The organism is Eubacterium sp. LMAG:50 (assembly GCF_008680265.1).
Classification (GTDB): Bacteria; Bacillota; Clostridia; order Lachnospirales; family Lachnospiraceae; genus Eubacterium_U; species Eubacterium_U album.
Window position 1 is genome coordinate 397,149 of the sequence record NZ_NALP01000007.1, and the last position, 19,484, is coordinate 416,632.

Annotated in this window: 21 protein-coding genes; 1 reads left to right on the forward strand and 20 read right to left on the reverse strand. The window is 33.1% G+C overall.

The window, feature by feature from the left end; all coding sequences use genetic code 11:
• Positions 1-26 precede the first annotated feature (26 nt).
• From CCC31_RS07015 to CCC31_RS07080, 14 genes are all read right to left on the reverse strand, one after another.
• Positions 27-890 carry a hypothetical protein gene (locus CCC31_RS07015; RefSeq protein ID WP_022088717.1) on the reverse strand — a complete coding sequence of 288 codons (864 nt, stop codon included), beginning with the start codon at positions 888-890 and terminating at the stop codon, positions 27-29.
• A 77-nt stretch (positions 891-967) separates the two neighbouring features.
• Positions 968-1,303 (reverse strand): DUF192 domain-containing protein, encoded by a 336-nt coding sequence (locus CCC31_RS07020; RefSeq protein WP_022088718.1) that lies wholly within the window; start codon positions 1,301-1,303, stop codon positions 968-970.
• A gap of 70 nt (positions 1,304-1,373) precedes the next feature.
• Positions 1,374-2,276 (reverse strand): type II secretion system F family protein, encoded by a 903-nt coding sequence (locus CCC31_RS07025; RefSeq protein ID WP_290850571.1) that lies wholly within the window; start codon positions 2,274-2,276, stop codon positions 1,374-1,376.
• 14 nt (positions 2,277-2,290) lie between these two features.
• A complete protein-coding gene (locus CCC31_RS07030) occupies positions 2,291-3,265 on the reverse strand; it encodes a type II secretion system F family protein (protein WP_022088720.1) in 975 nt (324 codons plus the stop codon).
• A complete protein-coding gene (locus CCC31_RS07035; protein WP_290850573.1) occupies positions 3,246-4,598 on the reverse strand; it encodes a CpaF family protein in 1,353 nt (450 codons plus the stop codon). Before CCC31_RS07035 ends, CCC31_RS07030 begins: the two co-directional genes overlap by 20 nt.
• Positions 4,599-4,619: 21 nt before the next feature.
• A complete protein-coding gene (locus tag CCC31_RS07040; protein WP_022088722.1) occupies positions 4,620-5,756 on the reverse strand; it encodes a P-loop NTPase in 1,137 nt (378 codons plus the stop codon).
• 1 nt (position 5,757) lies between these two features.
• The gene (gene cpaB, locus CCC31_RS07045; RefSeq protein ID WP_022088723.1) at positions 5,758-6,435 is read right to left on the reverse strand and encodes a Flp pilus assembly protein CpaB; all 678 of its coding nucleotides are present in this window, start codon (positions 6,433-6,435) and stop codon (positions 5,758-5,760) included.
• 44 nt (positions 6,436-6,479) lie between these two features.
• Positions 6,480-6,875: a TadE/TadG family type IV pilus assembly protein gene (locus CCC31_RS07050; protein ID WP_022088724.1), complete on the reverse strand. Its 396-nt coding sequence runs from the start codon at positions 6,873-6,875 to the stop codon at positions 6,480-6,482.
• A gap of 87 nt (positions 6,876-6,962) precedes the next feature.
• The gene (locus CCC31_RS07055) at positions 6,963-7,139 is read right to left on the reverse strand and encodes a Flp family type IVb pilin (RefSeq protein WP_022088725.1); all 177 of its coding nucleotides are present in this window, start codon (positions 7,137-7,139) and stop codon (positions 6,963-6,965) included.
• Positions 7,140-7,197: 58 nt separating this feature from the next.
• Positions 7,198-7,851, reverse strand: coding sequence for a prepilin peptidase (locus CCC31_RS07060; protein ID WP_290850579.1), 654 nt, complete (start codon positions 7,849-7,851; stop codon positions 7,198-7,200).
• Positions 7,852-8,012: 161 nt separating this feature from the next.
• Complete coding sequence (locus tag CCC31_RS07065; RefSeq protein WP_290850581.1) at positions 8,013-8,864, reverse strand: helix-turn-helix domain-containing protein; 852 nt, start codon at positions 8,862-8,864, stop codon at positions 8,013-8,015.
• Between the two features lie 300 nt (positions 8,865-9,164).
• Positions 9,165-10,496, reverse strand: coding sequence for a replicative DNA helicase (gene dnaB / locus CCC31_RS07070; protein ID WP_022088728.1), 1,332 nt, complete (start codon positions 10,494-10,496; stop codon positions 9,165-9,167).
• Between the two features lie 13 nt (positions 10,497-10,509).
• The gene (gene rplI, locus CCC31_RS07075) at positions 10,510-10,956 is read right to left on the reverse strand and encodes a 50S ribosomal protein L9 (protein WP_022088729.1); all 447 of its coding nucleotides are present in this window, start codon (positions 10,954-10,956) and stop codon (positions 10,510-10,512) included.
• Between the two features lie 118 nt (positions 10,957-11,074).
• Positions 11,075-13,132 (reverse strand): DHH family phosphoesterase, encoded by a 2,058-nt coding sequence (locus CCC31_RS07080; protein WP_290850583.1) that lies wholly within the window; start codon positions 13,130-13,132, stop codon positions 11,075-11,077.
• Positions 13,133-13,461: 329 nt separating this feature from the next.
• Between CCC31_RS07080 and CCC31_RS07085 the strand changes: the two genes are divergently transcribed.
• Positions 13,462-13,731: a hypothetical protein gene (locus CCC31_RS07085; protein WP_290850585.1), complete on the forward strand. Its 270-nt coding sequence runs from the start codon at positions 13,462-13,464 to the stop codon at positions 13,729-13,731.
• A 144-nt stretch (positions 13,732-13,875) separates the two neighbouring features.
• Here the strand turns inward: CCC31_RS07085 and CCC31_RS07090 are convergent, their stop codons facing one another.
• From CCC31_RS07090 to CCC31_RS07115, 6 genes are all read right to left on the reverse strand, one after another.
• Positions 13,876-15,222 carry a glucose-6-phosphate isomerase gene (locus CCC31_RS07090; protein ID WP_117910551.1) on the reverse strand — a complete coding sequence of 449 codons (1,347 nt, stop codon included), beginning with the start codon at positions 15,220-15,222 and terminating at the stop codon, positions 13,876-13,878.
• 408 nt (positions 15,223-15,630) lie between these two features.
• Positions 15,631-16,383 (reverse strand): hypothetical protein, encoded by a 753-nt coding sequence (locus tag CCC31_RS07095; protein WP_022088733.1) that lies wholly within the window; start codon positions 16,381-16,383, stop codon positions 15,631-15,633.
• 155 nt (positions 16,384-16,538) lie between these two features.
• Positions 16,539-17,231, reverse strand: a complete 693-nt coding sequence (locus CCC31_RS07100; RefSeq protein ID WP_290850588.1) for a 5'-methylthioadenosine/adenosylhomocysteine nucleosidase — start codon at positions 17,229-17,231, stop codon at positions 16,539-16,541.
• A 15-nt stretch (positions 17,232-17,246) separates the two neighbouring features.
• Positions 17,247-17,495, reverse strand: coding sequence for a TIGR03905 family TSCPD domain-containing protein (locus CCC31_RS07105; RefSeq protein ID WP_022088735.1), 249 nt, complete (start codon positions 17,493-17,495; stop codon positions 17,247-17,249).
• Positions 17,496-17,519: 24 nt separating this feature from the next.
• Positions 17,520-18,269: an ABC transporter ATP-binding protein gene (locus CCC31_RS07110; RefSeq protein ID WP_290850590.1), complete on the reverse strand. Its 750-nt coding sequence runs from the start codon at positions 18,267-18,269 to the stop codon at positions 17,520-17,522.
• A gap of 8 nt (positions 18,270-18,277) precedes the next feature.
• On the reverse strand, positions 18,278-19,078 hold the full coding sequence (locus tag CCC31_RS07115) for an ABC transporter permease (protein ID WP_290850592.1): 801 nt from the start codon (positions 19,076-19,078) through the stop codon (positions 18,278-18,280).
• Positions 19,079-19,484: the final 406 nt, after the last annotated feature.

Consider the following 19,484-nt stretch of genomic DNA (forward strand, 5'->3'; position numbering starts at 1 on the left):
TATACAAAAATTCATACCCCCACTAATTATTCCTGTCTTTGTTTAAGTACAGATTCAAGACTTCCCATAGATGAAATAAGTGAATCAATTAATTCTTTACTATCAACAATTTCCATCTTCTTACGCATCTTAGTCATTTCTTCTTCCATGCTCTGAATTCTTGTCTGACCTTCTTCAACCTTTTCCTGAGTTTCCAATAACTGAACCTGACTGTCTTCTAATTGAGCCTGACATTCTTCAAGTTTATTCTGATTATCTGCTAATTTATTTTCGCTTTCGTCTAATCTACTTTGAATTTCACCTAATTTGTCCGTTGCTTCTTTAGCTTCCATAGCACTTGTAGCTACACTCTTTTGCAATTTAGCATTCTCAATACTTAAAGTCCTGTTCTTTCCAATTAATTCATTATTCTCGGCATAAAGAACTTCATACTCAGCACTTCCATCGTCTGTAGATGGTTTTTCTACCGGCACTTCAACGTATACAATTTCAGGTTCCGGTTTTTCTACTGGAGCGGCAGGTGCTACACTCTGCTGTGAATCTCCTGCTCCTTCTGCTAATGCTAATATTTCTTCTCTAAGTTCCTCTATTGTTGCTTTAAGTTCATCATTCTCTTCTTGAAGAGCACCATTTTTCCCATGTAAATCATTGATTTCACATTGAAGCATTTCTCGTTCTGTTTCAAACTCTTCTTTCTGTTTATTTAAAACATTCTGTGTGTTTTTGTAGTTGCCGAAAAGGTTATTAATATAATCATCTACTTCTTCAGGATCATATCCTCTTACCGCATGATTAAATCCATAAGCATTCTCTTCTGCTGCAACCTCCCCAATTTCGTTGCTCTGCATAAACCTGGTCTGTGGTCTAGCTATTCTTGACAACTTAGCCATACTTCTCAACTCCTTTTCCTAGATTTTTTACATTTCAATTGAAATGTATAAATGCTGGAGTCCAATTTCAATGTTTCCTACTCCACTGAAATAACTTGTCCAACCTGTAACATATATTTATTTGCAGTTCCGCTTGGCAATTCTAACACCCTTCTGCCCTTCGAAACCATTTTTCTTATTTTTCCCGGTTGAATTTCATGGTCTATATACAAAATCACATTATCTTTATCCAATGTCAATGTGTCTATAGCAAACTTCATACCGAATGTATGTATCTGATTACACGGTTCTATTAAAAGTCCTGCTCCTTCCGCTAAAGATTTACGACCCATAAGTCCTTTAAATCTCTTAAAAAATGTATTTGCATATTCAGCTTTCGTGCATATAATCTGACTATCACACGTTATAACCATATCCATACCTCGATTCTATCACTTTTTTTATAAATTTGCATTATTAATTCAAATTATTTTTACTTTTTCTTTAAAAAACTCCCATACTCATAATATTAATTACAACAGGTCCTAAAATTACAATAAATAGTACTGGGAAAATAAGACCTACCATAGGTAAAAGCATCTTAACTGGTGCTTTCTGCCCTTTTTCTCTTGCCATCTGCATTCTTGTTTCTCTTAATGTTTCAGATTGTACCTTCATAATATTATTCATTGGAATACCTAACTGGGTTGCCTGTGCCAAAGCAGCGATAAATGTCTTTAATTCTGGTATTTCTGATGAATTTGCCATATTTTTTAATGCGTCTCCTCTAGGAACACCCATCTGAATCTGCCTGTATAATTTCAACAATTCCTCAATAAATGGGCCTTCCATTCTTTCTGACACCTTCAATAAAGATGCATCAAAGCTTAATCCTGATTCAATACAAACTCCTAAAAGATCCATAGCATCTGGCAACTGATCTCTTATCCCCTGTTGGTGACTTTTCACTTTACTATTCAAATATAAATTTGGAATTAACAAAGCTATTAATAATCCAATTAATATAAGAAATATCGTCTTTGTAATTATAGCTATAAATGCACTCACAACTATTATTAAAACCATAATCGCTTTTTTGTAAAACAAAAAATTTTCAGGGCTTATAGAAAGTCCTGCTAATCTTAATTGTTTTTCAACAAGTTTGTACTTAGCATTTTTCTTAACATTTGCTGCACTTCTATTTGCCATATTGTTAAGTGCCTGTATTTGAGATGAGAGAAATCTTTTTGAAGACTTCTCTCCTTCTTTTTCATTCTGTACTTTCTTTTTACCACTTATGTACTCTATTTTTCTTTCTTTTGCATCATCTTCTTTTCCTTTATTATATCCAATAGATGAAACAACAAAGAATACTAACGCACTAATTGCTAATACCATAAATTCCATATGCTTATTCTCCTTTAGAACTTAATCGTTACAATTTTATTAATAACAATTGCACCTACAGTTTCTAAACAAACAGATATAATTATCAAAGTTTTTCCTATCGTTGTAGTAAACAAAGTCATTATCAATTCTTTATTTATTAAACTCATTATTAGCAGTAATGCAATAGGCAATATACCAATTATCATTCCTGATACTCTTCCTTGCCCTGTCATTGTTTTTATTTCGCCTTTAATCTTATATCGTTCACGAATTGTTCCAGCTATCGTATCAAGTATCTCTGACAAATTACCACCTGTTTGTCTCTGGACACTAACCGCAGAAACAACGAGATTAAAATCTTCACTCTTTACTCTTTCAGCCATCGCCTCTAATGCTTCATCCTGCGAACTACCAAAAGTTATTTCGTTAACAGTTCTCTTAAACTCTGACTTTATAGGATCATCACATTCATTTGAAATTGTGTCCATCGCCTGATTGAATGTTAATCCGGATTTTAAGCAGTTACTTGCAATCATTAAAGCATCACTCAATTGAGATTCAAACATATCTCGTCTCTTTTTTTGTTTATTTTTCATATATAGGATTGGTGCTATAGCTCCTATTATCATAAGCATCGGTGCTATTAACTGATTTTTAAAAATAAGTATAAACAATAATCCCGGAACAAATGTTACTACTATCCATATTATAATAAAATCTTCGGTTTTTTTCGAAATATCACTTTTTTCCAATTCTTCAGCTAAAATTTTATTAATTTTGGCAAATGCACTTCCATTATTATTTACAGACTGCTTTTTGTTATTTTTTTGTTTCTCAACTTTTGCAACTTTTTTTTCTTCCTTTTTCTTTCCTACGATGTAATCTTCTCTTCGTTTTACATTTCTGCTGTTTTCAGTTATTTTACCAACTATAGTTGTAACAAGCACAAATGTAACTCCCATCATGACCACAACTAAGAAAATCATACTAATTAGCAAACCATTCATTTTTTACAACAACCCCATTTCCTCTAATCTTTTCAATACATTTTGGAACTACACCTGTTGCTCTAAATTGTCCTTTGAACTTTCCTCTGGAATCTGTTGTTCCGTCTGTCTCAAATACAAATATATCCTGCAAACTTACAACATCACCTTCCATACCAACAACCTCAGTAATAGATGTTACTTTTCTGGATCCATCTCTAAGTCTGCTCTGCTGTATTATTAAATCTATAGCTGAGGAAGCCTGATCTCTAATTGCCTTTACCGGCAATTCCATACCAGACATCATAACCATTGTTTCAATACGAGACATAGCATCTCTCGGAGAGTTTGCATGAGTCGTAGTTAATGATCCGTCATGACCTGTATTCATAGCCTGAAGCATGTCCAATGTTTCTTCAGAACGAACTTCCCCGACAATAATACGGTCAGGTCTCATTCTCAATGCATTCTTTACAAGAGCTCTAATTGTTATTGCTCCTTTTCCTTCAAGGTTTGCCGGTCTACATTCAAGTGTAATAACATGTTCCTGATGTAACTGAACTTCCGCTGCATCTTCGATTGTTACAATACGTTCGTCTTCAGGAATATACGATGATAATACATTCAACAATGTTGTTTTACCTGAACCGGTACCACCAGATACTACTATATTTAATTTTCCTTTAACACACGCTTCTAAAAATGAAAGCATTACCGGGTTTAATGATCCCCATTCAACTAACTGTGCTGCTGTTACTGGTGTAGAGCTAAATTTACGAATTGTAAGTACTGCTCCAATAAGTGAAATCGGTGGAATAATAGCATTTACACGGGAACCGTCCGGAAGTCTTGCATCAACCATAGGGCTGGCCTCGTCTACATGTCGTCCAACCTGAGTAACGATTCTGTCAATAATATTCATAAGATGTTCTTCATCTCTAAATTTTATATCTGTAAGAACCAATTTCCCTTTTTGTTCAATATATACATGATCTGGTCCATTAACCATTATTTCACTACAATTATCGCTATCAATTAAATCCTGAATTGGACCATATCCTAATATATCATCTAATAAAGTCTTTACTATCGGTTTTCTTTCAACTCTCGGAATATTGTACTCATCCTTATCAACTTCTTCCGTAAGAAGTTTTTCCATTTCATCCCTATCAACAGTAGCCTTTCCCGCTCTGTTTAATGTCAAAATAATTCTTCCGTGAATTTTTTTCTTTACAGCGTCATATGGGTCTTCAACCTTTATTTCCTTTACCTCTTCAACCTTTTTCTGTTGTTGAGTAGTTGTTTCTTCCCCATTTTCTTCCTTATTCTTTTCTATTATGTCAAGTAATCCCATATACGATTAACCTCCGACTATTTACTCACCTTTATCCGCAATAACCCTTTGTATAAAACTTGAGAATTCTTTTGCTGCCACCGTTCTACTTGTTCTTAATACAAACGGTTCTCCTTTATTTACACTACTGTTAAACATCTTATCCGATGATATTGAAGCGTAAAATGGTATCTCCAACATTGATTCGAAATCCTTCATTCGGATTAAACTATTAACATTCTTATTCATTACCAGCCTTGCTTTTTCTTTAATTCCTAATTGCTCTAATATACTTACAGCTGCTTTTGCTGCTTTAAGTGATAAAATGTCAGGATTGTTCACAATCATAATCTCATCACATTCCTGTAATGCAGCTATTGTTTCATCACTAAAATTCGTTCCTAAATCAACTATTACATATTCATAATATGGTCTTACACTACGTATAACCTTTGTAACATGTTCCGGTTTAATATATTCGGCATATTCAGGACTTTTTGGTGCTGCAAGCAATACTACACCTGAAGAATGCATTATACTAAATGCATTAACTCTTTCAATTGATATTCCTTCCGGATCCTGTGCCAATTCCACAATTGTATCTTTTGGTTCCAAATCTAAAAGAATATTCTGATCTCCAAATCTTAAGTCCATATCTAAAAGAATAACATTACTTCCTCTCTTAGATAATGCAACTGCAAGGTTTGTTGCCATTACGGACTTTCCTGTACCACCTTTACATCCGAAAAATGCAATTACTTTTGATCTTACTCTTTTCTGAATATTTAGCTGTGCCTGAATTACTTTTTCGTATTCATTAACCTGTACTACTCTTGAATAAAATTCATTATCCTTCATATCCAAAGGTAATACCTGTCTTATTCCAAATCTTGCTGCATAGTTTACTAAATCAACGGTTACGTCATCTGTAGCTACAACTGCTGCACATCCTTTACTCTGGAACTTCATACTCTCAACGAATGAAAATACTTCCGGGTCAATTGGTACTTTAACACCAACAATAACTACATCCGGAAATAATCCATCTACTTTCAATCTTGACTCGTCTTTAAAATCTGCATAACCAACAATTTGAATATCTCTATCCGCTAACTTTTTTTTCAAATTAACACGAATTGATGTATCTTCTGAAATAATAACAACTTTTATACTTTCCATATTATTCTCCGTCCTCCGCAGTTCTCTTATTTAATATAAGTTTATAACCTGAATATTCTCCTGAATTTTCTACTTCGTATAAAATATTAGCATCATCATATGACAGTTCAAATGTAATTGATGAATATGTTACTATTGCATTTGCTGTATCTGTATTTACATCATTTGTTGATATTTTCAATACTTTAACATCGCTCAAAACTGTATCTACAGTAGCCTTACCATCGCCTGTCTTCATTGCCAAAACATTTACTGTATCTCCTGGGAGGATATATCCATCTACACCCGTAACACCATCTGCTGTCATACTGTATGCAACCATTCCATCCGCAAGATTATAAGATAGTCCGGCATTCGATTCCTGTTCAGTTCCAAATCGTTTTATTGATACCTGCTCACCTGCATAAATATAACCCGATGATGTATTTCCTATAACTTCATCAAGACTTCTTACTGCGCCATCTACAATTGCACCATTATCAATCATTCTAGTACTAAAAAAATTATTTACATTATTAGCTGTAACCTGTGTTCCAGCTGGAACATCTGCTATAGCATACACAATCTCTGTCTTATCTTTATTTGGATCATTATTGCTTATAACTGATTGTGCAAACATATATGTTGCGATTCCTGCAACCAATGCACTTATAAGTGCAATCAAATAAATTCTCTTCATGGTAATTGTACCCCTCTGTTTCTTATTTTTAGTCTTTTATTAATTTACGATTCCGTTTTTATTGTTACTGTATAAGATAGTTCCTTAGTCTTTCCATATATAACTCCCAGTACCGGTGTTAGTGTATTCATTTCTGCCTTAACATTTACTTTCAAATCTCCCTCAAGTGGACTTGTGGGATTTGTAAGTTTTGAATCAACCACTACTGAATTGAGATTTTTCGGCAATATTGCTTCCACCTTATCGGTTACAATTTGATCTAATTGTGCATCTTGTGCATTTACGCATCCGACTCGTGCGCCTTCCCTACAGGCATTTTCAACTGATAACTGATTGTAAAATAGCCACCCAAAGTCCAATATCCCGCATACAATTAAAAGTAATATAGGCAAAACCAAAGCAAATTCAACAGCCGATTGTCCTTTTTCTCTTTTCTTCATTGATGCTACCTCTCAAATAATTTCCTCATATTCTAAAATAGAGGGGCTGATGCCCCTCTATTTTAGAATATAATCTTTTTGTAACTTTTATGGTCTTGCTGTTGTTGTAAGCTGATCGCTTGCATTTGTGAACATATCAGCAATCTTTGGTCCTAATACAGCTAATGCTCCGATTACTGCTAAAGCTACTAATCCGATGATAAGACCATATTCAACCATGCCCTGTCCATCTTCATCCATTAAGAAATTCTTTACATCTCTCATAATATTTCCTCCTTCTTGCATACGACTATCTTTTACTCCGTCGTGCTTAATTATAAATTTAATAAATTAGCGGGAAAAATAATGAAACCAAAACCCCTCCCGATAAAAACGGTGCCATAGGAGCTGCTGTTTTTAAGTTGCCTCTTCTTGTGATTTTTAAGAACAGATAATAGATAAATATTGTAAAACCCATCACTGCCATTGCTTCAACATAACCTTGAAGACCCAACATAAAACCTATTACGGCGCTATATTTCACATCGCCAGCCCCAATCCTCAGTTTAAATAATCCAGGAATAACAAATAAAACATACGCAACAATCATTCCTATAAACGAATTAAAAAATGTATCCATAAACAAATCTAATCCGTTACTTGTAATTACCATATTACATATCTGTAAAAGTAACATTCCCAATAATAATGCGTTAGGTATTCTTCTTATCAACATATCAATTCCTGCTACATTTATTGCCATCAATATGATAAGCATATATCGCACTGTCTGCCAGTAATCAAATTCTTTAAGGGCTATACCTACAAACAATACTGCCGGAACCACCATCCATGCTATTCTGTAACCTATGTTGTTTATTCGTTGTCCTTTATTTTCTGTATCATATATACTTCTTACTTGTATCTGGTATCTCGCCAGATAGTAAAAGCATAATCCAGAGAGCAAACCCACCGTCGCGTATATCGCGTATTCCATTGCTGTTTCCTCCTCTGTATTTACTTGCATCTACATCGAAAACCCTTATGTATTAAATGTTTAAAACGTTTTCTTTATGATAGTATTATTATAATACTTTTCGTCATTTAGTCAATATTTTTTAATAATTTAGTCACAATTTGTACATTATGTACATAATTTCATTTACTCAATGTGCTAAACGCCAATTTTTTAGACTTCTCCCTATTTTTTTCAGACCTTACTCGCTCTTTTTCGGCTTTTTTTCGAGCCCTTTCAGCTTTTTTGTTCATAGCTTTTTCATCTTTATTAATGCGGCTTTCCATTTTTCGCTCTTTTCTGGTTCTTCTTTGTTTCTTTCTTATTACTTCATCAATTTTTCGATAACGTTCTTCTTCTCTTTCATCCTGCATTCTAATTATATAATCTACACCTTTTAAAACTTTTTCGCTTACACAATCGCTTACTTCTTTTGACATGTTCTGAGTCGACTTATTTATCGCTCTGGTAACTATACTTTCGGTATTTTCCTCTAAGGCTCTCGAAACTATATTTCCCATAATTTCCTGAAATTGCTGCATTTTACTTTCTGAGCTAGCACTTTCAGTTAAAGATGTTTTATTTTCTAATCCTCTATATTTTTCTATGTTTCCACTATTATCTTTTGTTTTTGTGTCCATAATTTCTTTATTATTTACACCATTATTACATCCTTCTTCATCTTCTTTATAAAATGTATTTTTTTCACTCTTTGGTTTGTCAAAAAGATTTCTAATGTTGACTGTATTAGGATTTGAACGATTAATGTCAATTTCTCCATTAATCATCATTTTTATAGTTCTTAGACCATATCCCTGTTCTTTTAAATCCCTTATTTTCCGAAGTAATTCAATATTTTCTTCCGTATAATATCGATGTCCCATTTCATTTCTGGGAATCTTTATCTCAAGTTCTTCTTCCCAATATCTTAACACATGAGATTCTACCTTTAGCATTTTAGATGCATCTGAAATAATATATCGTCGCGTTCCCATTTTCCCCTCCAAAAAAATAATGTTAACAATAATTTCCAAATTATTGTTAACATTAGTATAATTCTGACTATTACTCAATTCAACGAATTGACAGTCCCATATTCAATTATTTTTTAAGCAAATGACGAATGCCGTCAAATGAGTGTAAACATCTCATTTTTTTCGTTCAAATTCGCATATGGCTTAGCATAATTATTCTCTCACATTTATTTTGAGCCTATATTTTTCACCAGTTGTTTGATTAACAATATATTAATTATTCTCTCACATTTGTTTTAAAATGCGGACAAACAAGCAAATCTACTCTCTTGCTTTTGTCTCGAATTTTGTATATTCAGGTAACCATAATAATTCTATAGCTCCTACAGGACCGTTTCTTTGCTTAGCAACATCAACAATAATAGTATTTCTGTCTTCTGTTTCGTCCTCTTTGTTGTATTTTCTTGATAAAAGCATTACAACGTCGGCATCCTGCTCGATAGAACCTGATTCTCGCAAATCGGCCATGATAGGTCGATGGTCAGGTCTCGATTCTACGCTTCGGTTAAGCTGTGAAAGTGCAACTACCGGAATATTCAACTCTCTGGCAATTCCCTTTAATGATCTTGAAATATCCGCAATTTCCTGTTCACGGCTTGGATAATTACCATTTCCTCTCATAAGCTGTAGGTAGTCAATAACCACAAGCTGTATATCTTTTTCTAATTTAAACTTTCTGCATTTGGAACGAAGGTCACCAATCGTAATACTTGGCGTATCGTCAATTACAATATTTGAATTTCCTATAATATCCGCTGTTTCTACAATTTTTTCCCATTCAGATTCATTAAGTTCTCCTGCTCTCATTTTCTGAGAACTTACCATTGAATGCTGTGATATAAGACGGTTAACCAACTGTTCCTTTGACATTTCCAAACTAAATATAGCGACTGCATTCGGCTTACGTATAGCTATATGCTCTGTTACGTTAAGTGCAAATGCTGTTTTACCAACTGAAGGTCTTGCCGCAATCAAAATAAAGTCTGATGGCTGCAATCCGGATAACTGATTATCTAGATATATATATCCGGTTGCTAAACCTGTAACAGTTCCCTTTGTAAGCGATGCCTGTTCTAATTTATCAAATACATTAGCAACTACTTTATTAATTGGGACAAAGTCGCCACTTGAACGTGATCTAAGCACTTCAAAAACTTCTTTTTCAGTACTCTCCATTATATCTTCAAGCTTATCCGTTCCTGCATAACATTTAGCTGAAATATTATCATTTACTTTTATTAATTTACGCAACATTGCTTTTTCATATACAATAGTCGCATACTGCTTTATATTTGCTGAAGTCGGTACCATTTCTAATATTTCCCTGATAAAATCAAGGCTGATTACTTCACTAGAAACATCCATCTCTTCCAATTTAGCCTTTATGGTAACCAAATCTCCATTTTTTCCTTCACGATACAATTCTGTCATTGCCCCAAAGAGCAATCCATATTGTCTGTTAAAAAAATCATCTTTATTTATCAACTCCATAGCTATCGGAACAGCATCCGGATCCATAATCATCGAACCTATTACTGCCTGTTCTGCTTCATAACTATGAGGTAGTATTTTTTTTACTATTGGATCTTCCATTAATAATTATCTCCTATAAAGCTTCAACCTTTATGTCTAAAGTTGCCATTACATCCTTGTGCAATTTAACTTTTACTGTATGGACTCCAAGATTTTTAATTCCTTCTTCCATAACAATCTTCTTTTTATCAATTTCTAAACCAAGCTGCTTCTTTGTTTCTGCTGCTATTTCCTTTGCAGAAATTGAGCCAAATACACGGTCTCCATTTCCGGCTTTAATCTTTATAACTACCTTTTTATCTTTTAATTCTTCTGCCAAAGCTTTTGCTGCATCCAATTTTTCCTGAGCAACCTTTGCTTCATTAGCTTTTTGAAGTTTTAAATCATTTTTATTTGCGCTATTTGCTTCTACGCCAAGTTTTTTCTTTAAAATAAAGTTTTTAGCATATCCATCGCTTACCTTTACTACTTCACCTTTTTTTCCTAACGCTTTAACATCTTCTAATAAAATAACTTCCATATTCATGTCTCCTTTCAAAGCAATAAACTTATTATATCTAAGCAATTAATTTCATTTTTTCAAATTCGATCCGTCAAACTATATTAATGTTAAGGTCAAATATCACTTGTGTAAATAACTATATTTCACCTTCATCAGTCATATCCTGAATAATCTCTTTTATCAAGGTCTTTGCCTGTTCACATGTACAATCTTCAATCTGTGCTCCGGCAAGATTCATATGACCTCCACCGCCTAATCTTTCTGCAATTAACTGAACGTTAACTTCATCTATTGACCTTGCGCTTAAATATACTTTTTCATTATAAAACGTACATACAAACGCTGCCTTTATGCCTTTAATATTAAGCAATTCATTCGCTGCCTGTGCTCCAACAACTGTCGGCATACTTGTTCCTTCAGACGGGCAAATGGCTATAGCGTATTTATCCATAAATATCTCTGTATTTTGAATAGCCTTAGCTTTTGCCTTATAATCTCCAATATCATCTCTAAACATTTTTCTAACTCTGACAATATCAGCTCCATTTTTTCGCAAATAAGCTGCTGCCTCAAATGTTCTTACACCTGTTCTGTTAGAAAAATTATTTGTATCCATCATAATTCCGCTATACAATGCATCTGCCTCATACGGTTTCATTTTAACTGAATCAACCATATACTGCATAATTTCAGTAACCATTTCACATGCTGATGATGAATATGGTTCAATGTATGATAAATGTGCATTTTCTATTGCATCTGCACTTTGTCTATGATGATCTATTACTACAAGTGTTTGTGCTCTTCTCACTAATTCAGGATATTCAGTATATCCTGCTCTATTACAGTCAACTACAATGAGCATATCATTTTTTTCTAAAATAGTTGTAGCCAATGTTCCTGCAATAAACATATCTTCTTCATAGCCATTATCTGTCGTAAACTTATCAATCAAAGGTTTTACTGAAGAACTCATAGTTCCCGTTACCACATAAGCTTTTTTACCCATTGTAGTTATGGCTCTATACAAACCAATTGCTGCGCCGTAAGAATCATTATCACCCAAATGATGTCCCATAATGAATACTTTATCTCTTGTTTCAATTAATTCTCTTAATGCATGAGCTTTTACTCTGGCTTTTACTCTGGTATTCTTTTCGACAGACTTGCTCTTACCGCCATAATAATATATCTTTGCGCCATCTTTTAATACTGCCTGGTCACCACCTCTGCCAAGTGCCATATCGATAGCTGCTGTGGCTGACGTGTAATTCTGAACATACGAATCTGAACCCATTCCGAATCCAATACTGATTGTAGCTGTTCGCTCATTACCTATCTTAACATTCTTTACATCATCAAGAAGTGAGAATTTTTTACTCTGCATAATTGCTATATTTTTAGCCTTAACAACTACAAAATATTTATCTTTTTCAAGTTTTCTTACCAGACCGTCCATTTCTGCAAAATATCGCTGTATCTGTCGATCAATCAATGCAACTAACAGTGTTCTTCTGGCATCTTCAATACTTTGAAGAACCTCTTCATAATTATCTATGTAGATAAGTCCCGGTATCATCTTATCATTTTTATTTTCCTTAGATAATTGCTGAATTCTTGTATCATCAAATAAATAAAGTGCAAACATATCCGCATCGTCATCATCTGAATCAAGTACTGCAATAGGCACTTCATCAACTGCATCTTTCATTTTAAACTTCTTTAGCACAGCTCTATATATTTTTTCATTATACTCAACTTTGAACTCTTTCTTTTCTTCTTTAAATTCAAATTTATCCTTTGTAAACTCTTTAAATATAGACTCAATTCCTCTCATATTTAAAAGTTTAGTTTCGCATGCCTTTTCCATTTCGCTATTATGCCACAGCATTTTTCCATTACAATCAAGTAACGCATAAGGGATTTCAAATTCATGCATCATCTGTCTTTGTATCTGACTATACTCTGCACCAAAATCCACAAGATATCTTTTAATATTAGGATAAAATCTAAGCATCATAACAATCGCTATTACAATAAACACAATTGTTGCAAACGCCATAACCACCCCGGCTCTTTTGTCAATAAAAAATATTATAGCCGTTACTACTATCCAAAGTATACTAAGATTTATAGGCCACCTTAAATACTTTGTAATTTTCCCATTTAATGCTACTTTTTTATCATTTAACATATAAGCACCTCTAATTTGCTTTATTCTTCATCTCTGCCTTATATTTGTATATCTTTAAAATATAAAAAGCTTACAACGTTTCTAACGCACTTTAATTATTTAGTATACCATATTGTAATTTTTATTTCCACTATACTACTTTATAAGCCATAACAGATTACTAATATACTCTTTACATGTTTTATTATTTCATATAAAATTACCCTTAATTAAATGATGTCAGGGTTAACCGCCACGACTATGATGCCTACAGATTGTTCAGTGCTACGCACTCTCACAATTATCCGGCATCTTTACATTAGTAAAATATGAAACAGGAGATAGTTTATATGTTTAGAATATGGGGAAGAACCTTTAAAAATAATAAAATGATAAAAAATACCACAATCGAAATAGATAACCCTGAGATGACGAGAACTCACAAAGTTTTCAAAGCACTTGAAGATATTTGCGGGGAATTTGATTTAAGCAATCCAATCTGGCTTGATAATAACATTGATGAATTCAAACGCATTTCACGAACCAGATTTTATCAGGACAGTTTTATTGAACATATTGATTTTGATTATTTAGATTTTTATATTATCGAAGAAGATTAATATGTTGGGGTCAAAATCATTCTTGACAAAAAAGCCTTATAGAAAACATATCCCCTCTTTACCGGACAACCGATACAGAGGGGATATTTATATACTATTTAAATTTACTGGATATAACACGAATCGCTCCGTGTTATCTTATAATTAAAGTCTTTTCTGTAATTCTGCTGTCATGTCTTCATAACCCGGTTTTCCAAGTAATGCAAACATATTCTTCTTGTAGCTTTCTACACCCGGCTGATTAAATGGATTTACTCCAAGAATATATCCACTTACACCACATGCAAATTCATACATGTAGAATAATTCTCCAAGATAGAATTCGTTCTGTTCAGGTACATTAACCATAAGGTTAGGAACATTACCATCTGTATGAGCAAGAATTGTTCCATTCATTGCACTCTTGTTAACAAAATCCATATCTTTTCCAGCTAAGTAATTTAATCCGTCAAGATCATCTGCTTCTTCCTGAATTACGATATCAGCATCTGTCTTTTCAATATTTACAACTGTTTCAAACATAAGTCTTGATCCGTCCTGAATGAACTGACCCATTGAATGTAAATCTGTTGTCAAATCAACTGCTGCAGGGAAAATACCTTTCTGGTCTTTTCCTTCGCTTTCACCATAAAGCTGTTTCCACCATTCACCAAAGTAATGTAAACTTGGTTCATAGTTAGCTGTAATTTCAATTGATTTTCCTTTTCTTAATAAAATATTTCTGATTGCTGCGTATTTTACTGCATCGTTATCTTCAAATGTATTGTTTAAAGCTTTTTCTCTTCCGCTTGCAGCACCTTCCATTAATTTATCTATATCAGCACCACTTACTGCGATTGGAAGCAAACCTACTGCTGTAAGAACTGAGAAACGTCCACCTACATCATCAGGTACTACGAAGCTTTCATATCCTTCTTCTGTTGCAAGATTCTTAAGAGCTCCCTTTGCCTTATCTGTTGTAGCGTAAATTCTCTTTGCTGCTTCTTCTTTGCCATATTTCTTTTCAAGTTTTTCCTTGAAAATTCTAAATGCGATAGCAGGTTCTGTTGTTGTACCAGACTTAGAAATAATGTTAACTGAGAAATCTCTGTCTCCAACAACATCTAATAATCCCTTTAAGTATGCAGGGCTAATGCTATTTCCTGCATAGTAAATTTCAGGTGTTTTTCTGATTTCTTTTGATACATTGTTATAGAAACCATGTCTTAAGAAGTCAATTGCTGCTCTTGCTCCTAAATATGAGCCACCAATACCAATAACAACTAAAACTTCTGAATCACTCTGAATCTTCTTAGCTGCTGCTTTAATTCTTGCAAATTCATCCTTGTCATAATCTACAGGTAAATCAATCCATCCCAAGAAATCATTTCCTGCTCCTGATTTGTTAACCAAAACTTCTTTTGCATCTTCTGCGATTTTCTTCATTGCTACTACTTCATCATCTGAGATGAATTTTGATGCCTTTGAGTAATCAAATGTTACCTTAGCCATATCTTTTTCCTCCGTCATTTCAAATCCTGCTATCCCGTACACCTTGCAAACTGTCATGGTATCTCTCCACTAAATCCACAGTGTCCGGTAAAGCGTTTATTTATCGACATAATATAATATTCATGCCGACCGGTAAAATTTCCTTCAAATTCTCTCTAACATATATACAATAAATATTTTGTCGTCATATGTCAATGTTTTTAGCATATTTATTGAAACAATTTTATTGGAGTCAACCCGAGAATATATCCCCGAAACTATTTTGCTTAATCTGCAAATATTTCCTTAAAACATATTTGTTTCAACCTGCGAATATTTCTATATAAATTATACAATTGAACCTGTAAACATTTCTACAAAACTTATATGATTAAATCTTAATTTATTTTTGCAAAACCATTTAAATCTTTACTGCAAATATTCTCCTAAAACTTCGTTGATTATTCTCTCCTGTTCTTTTGTAATATTTATTCTACCCTGTTTTTCATTTTCTATTTTTTTATTTGTATTATTTATTTCATTTACATTAACATTCTGTTCCGATTCCTGCTCATTTTTGCTGCTACCTATTTCTATGTTGTAATCATTTTCCCGCCTACTAATCTGCTCTCGCAAATTAACACTATTTTCAAAGAAATCCGTAATAACATATATCAGTTCTGTTTTTCTGTCATTTGTATGAATTGTATTTTCAACTACAAATAATGCAAGTGCAAAATAAAATCCTACAAGAATATACGACATCGCCGTTGTCTTTCCGTATCCCTGATTATACAGTATATATCCACATAATCCGCCTATTGCCACACACAAAAATCCACACCAGCTAATAATTTTATTTATGGAATCAAGATAAAATATGCCTATTTTACACTTATTTATGTACCTACTTACTAAAAGCATGGGATTAGCCACCGTGCCGTTTATGGTTTTAATACTTTCAAATTTCAATTTTATCTGGCGAAGAATATTACTTTTTGGGCTATCCATATTTTCTGCCTTTTTAATCATTTTACCAAAAATCCACATTACCAGACATTTACTTACAATTCCTACTAAAAAAATACTTCCTAATAAACATAGGAAGTACGCTTTATTTTCAATTATTGATGTGATTTTTTCCATATTAACATTAAAACATGACATACATTTGTCAAACATAAAAAACCTCCTCGTACGATATGTATTGACCAGCCTTTTGTTGGTGGCCGATAGTCGGAAACATTAATGCTTAAACTTTGTTTTTTGTTTCCTTTATACAATAAAATTTTATCATACAAGAGGTCTTTTAACACTATAAATCGTTCGTCAAATTTCTACAAATTCTTAATTAACTGTTTTAATATTTTAATTGAATTAGCCGCTGCTTTCTTTTCAAATGTAGGGTAATCCATTTCTGCACTTCCATCTGCCTTATCAGAAATCGCTCTGATTATAAGACATGGAATATTGTTAACATATGCTGCATGTGCTATAGAAGCACCTTCCATTTCTGCACAATCTCCGGCAAATGTATTTACCAAATCATCTTTCTTTTCCTTACCGGCAATAAACTGGTCGCCTGAAACAACTCTTCCTGTAAATACCTTAACAGAAAGATTTGCCTCTTCTATACTTTTGACTGCTACATCAATTAATCTGCTGTCACTATGAAATACAGAGTTATCCATATCAGGAATCACTCCACGTTCATAGCCTAACGCCGTCACATCCATATCATGCTCAATGGCATCCTTTGATATAACAATATCGCAAATATCAATATCACTATTTAATGAGCCTGCAACTCCTGTATTAATAACAGAATCTACTTTATATCTGTCCGCAAGAATCTGTGTACATATAGCTGCATTTACTTTTCCTATACCACACTTTACAACAACTACATCTTTGTCATGAATATGTCCTTCATAAAAATCCATTCCTGCAACTGATGTAATTTTCGCATTCGGCATTTCATTTTTTAATTCCTGGACTTCGCTGTCCATCGCTCCAATTATTCCTAACACGTTACACCTGTTCCTTTATTTATTTTCTTCTAAGTACAATTTTAATGCCTTTGCAAGCTGGTCCGGACATGAAGTTCCTCTTCCTGCACAATCAATTCCATCCATTCTTTTAATTGCTTCGTTCACATCCATTCCTTCGACTAATGCAGCAACTCCCTGTGTATTTCCACTGCATCCTCCAAGAAATCTTACATTAGTAACTTTATTATCAACAACATCAAAACTAATTTCTCTTGAACACGTTCCTTTTGTCTTATAATTCATAACTGCACTCCTATCCAAGGCTTTTTAATCGTCTATCTTCTTTTCATAAATTTCTACAACATCATCTATATCACCTTTGGCAATTAACTGACCATGTTCCAAAATGATTGCCTTGTTACACAATCTCTTAACCTGAGCCAAACTATGTGATACAAATAAAACTGTAACCCCATGATCAAACATTTTTTTCATTTTCTTTTCGCATTTTTTTCTAAATTTAGCATCACCAACTGATAATACCTCATCTAAAATAAGAATTTCCGGTTCTACAACTGTAGCAATTGAAAATCCAAGTCTTGCCTTCATACCTGAAGAATAGTTTTTAATTGGAACGTCTATAAATTCTCCTAACTCAGAAAATTCAAGAATTTCATCATATTTTGACATTAAAAATTCTTTTGAAAATCCAAGAACCGAGCCATATAAGAATATATTTTCCCTACCTGTATAGTTAGGATCAAATCCTGCACCAAGTTCAATCATAGGTGCCATATGTCCATATCTTTGCACTGAACCTTTTGTCGGCTTATAAACACCTGCAATTACTTTAAGAAGCGTACTTTTTCCTGCTCCATTAAGTCCAAGTATTCCGAGACGTTCGCCTTTTTTCAATTCAAACGAAACATCTTTTAACGCCCAAAATTCATTAAAACGAAGCTTTTCGCCTTTTAATTTCTTTATAAATAATTCTTTAAAATTATCAACTTTTTCTTTGCTTAAATTAAAACAAATACTAACATCATTAACTCTAAGAGCTACATCATTCTTTGCCATAACTCCTCCTAAATATGAAGAATAAACTTATCCTGATTTTTCTTAAATACATATATTCCAAATATCAGTAATACAACACTACAGGTTCCTGAGTATGCAAATAATTTTAAATTTGACACTCCGTAACTATAACTGTTAAACATAGAATGACCTTCTAACAATACAGCTCTGAAGTTACTGATAATTCCGTAAAGCGGATTTAATTTGATAAGAATTAATCCCTGTCCCATACTTGTGATTTTGTAGAAAATTGCTGAGCAGTACATAACAAGCATCAACACAACATCCCACAAATATTCCATATCTCTAAAGAATACACATACCGTTGACAATACCATTCCTGCACCAATTGACAAAATAAACAAAATTGTCAAAGGAATAACCGCTTCAATTACATGCCATGTAAGTGGAACACCTAAAACTACTGAAACTACTGCAAGAACTATTAATGACAGTAAGAATAAAATATAGTTATAAATGCAACTTGAAAGCGGATACAAATACTTAGGTACATAAACTTTCTTTATCATTGCCTGATTTGCCCTGATAGACCTCATCGCAATCTTTGTTGAGCTTGAGAAGCAACTATATATAAGTCGTCCACACAAAATGTAAACAGGATATAATCTGTCACCTTTACCAAGCAACTGTCCAAATACGATTGTAAGAACAATCATTGTAAGTAACGGTTCAAGCATTGTCCATATAAGTCCCAGATATGATCTTCTATACTTTAACTTAATTCCTTTTTTTACAAGTTCGATTAATAAATATCTGTATCTTGCAAAATTTTTCACGTACTTATTCATATAACCTCCAAAACTGAAGCATTTATTTTTATAGTTTATCCATATAAGATTAAATTCCCGACAATAAACTAATCTTATTATATATTATAATTTTTTTATGTCAAATTAATGGGAAATATAATGATATAAATAGCATTGACTTAAAGAATTAGTAATAGTTACCACTTTTGTTACACACATAAAAATGCACCACTTTCGTAACAAAATTTGTTTAGAAAGTAGTGCATTAAAATCAGCATATTGTGAATATGTATATCTGGGAAATTTTCCAGTTTTACCAGCCAAAGCTTTTTATCTGAGATAATTTTTTTGAATTCAGCGCGAGCGTTATTTAGTTAATATTACAAACCCTCACAATTAAGAATTAATCTGTGGTAATTTTTGTTATTCTACATTTTTCAATGCA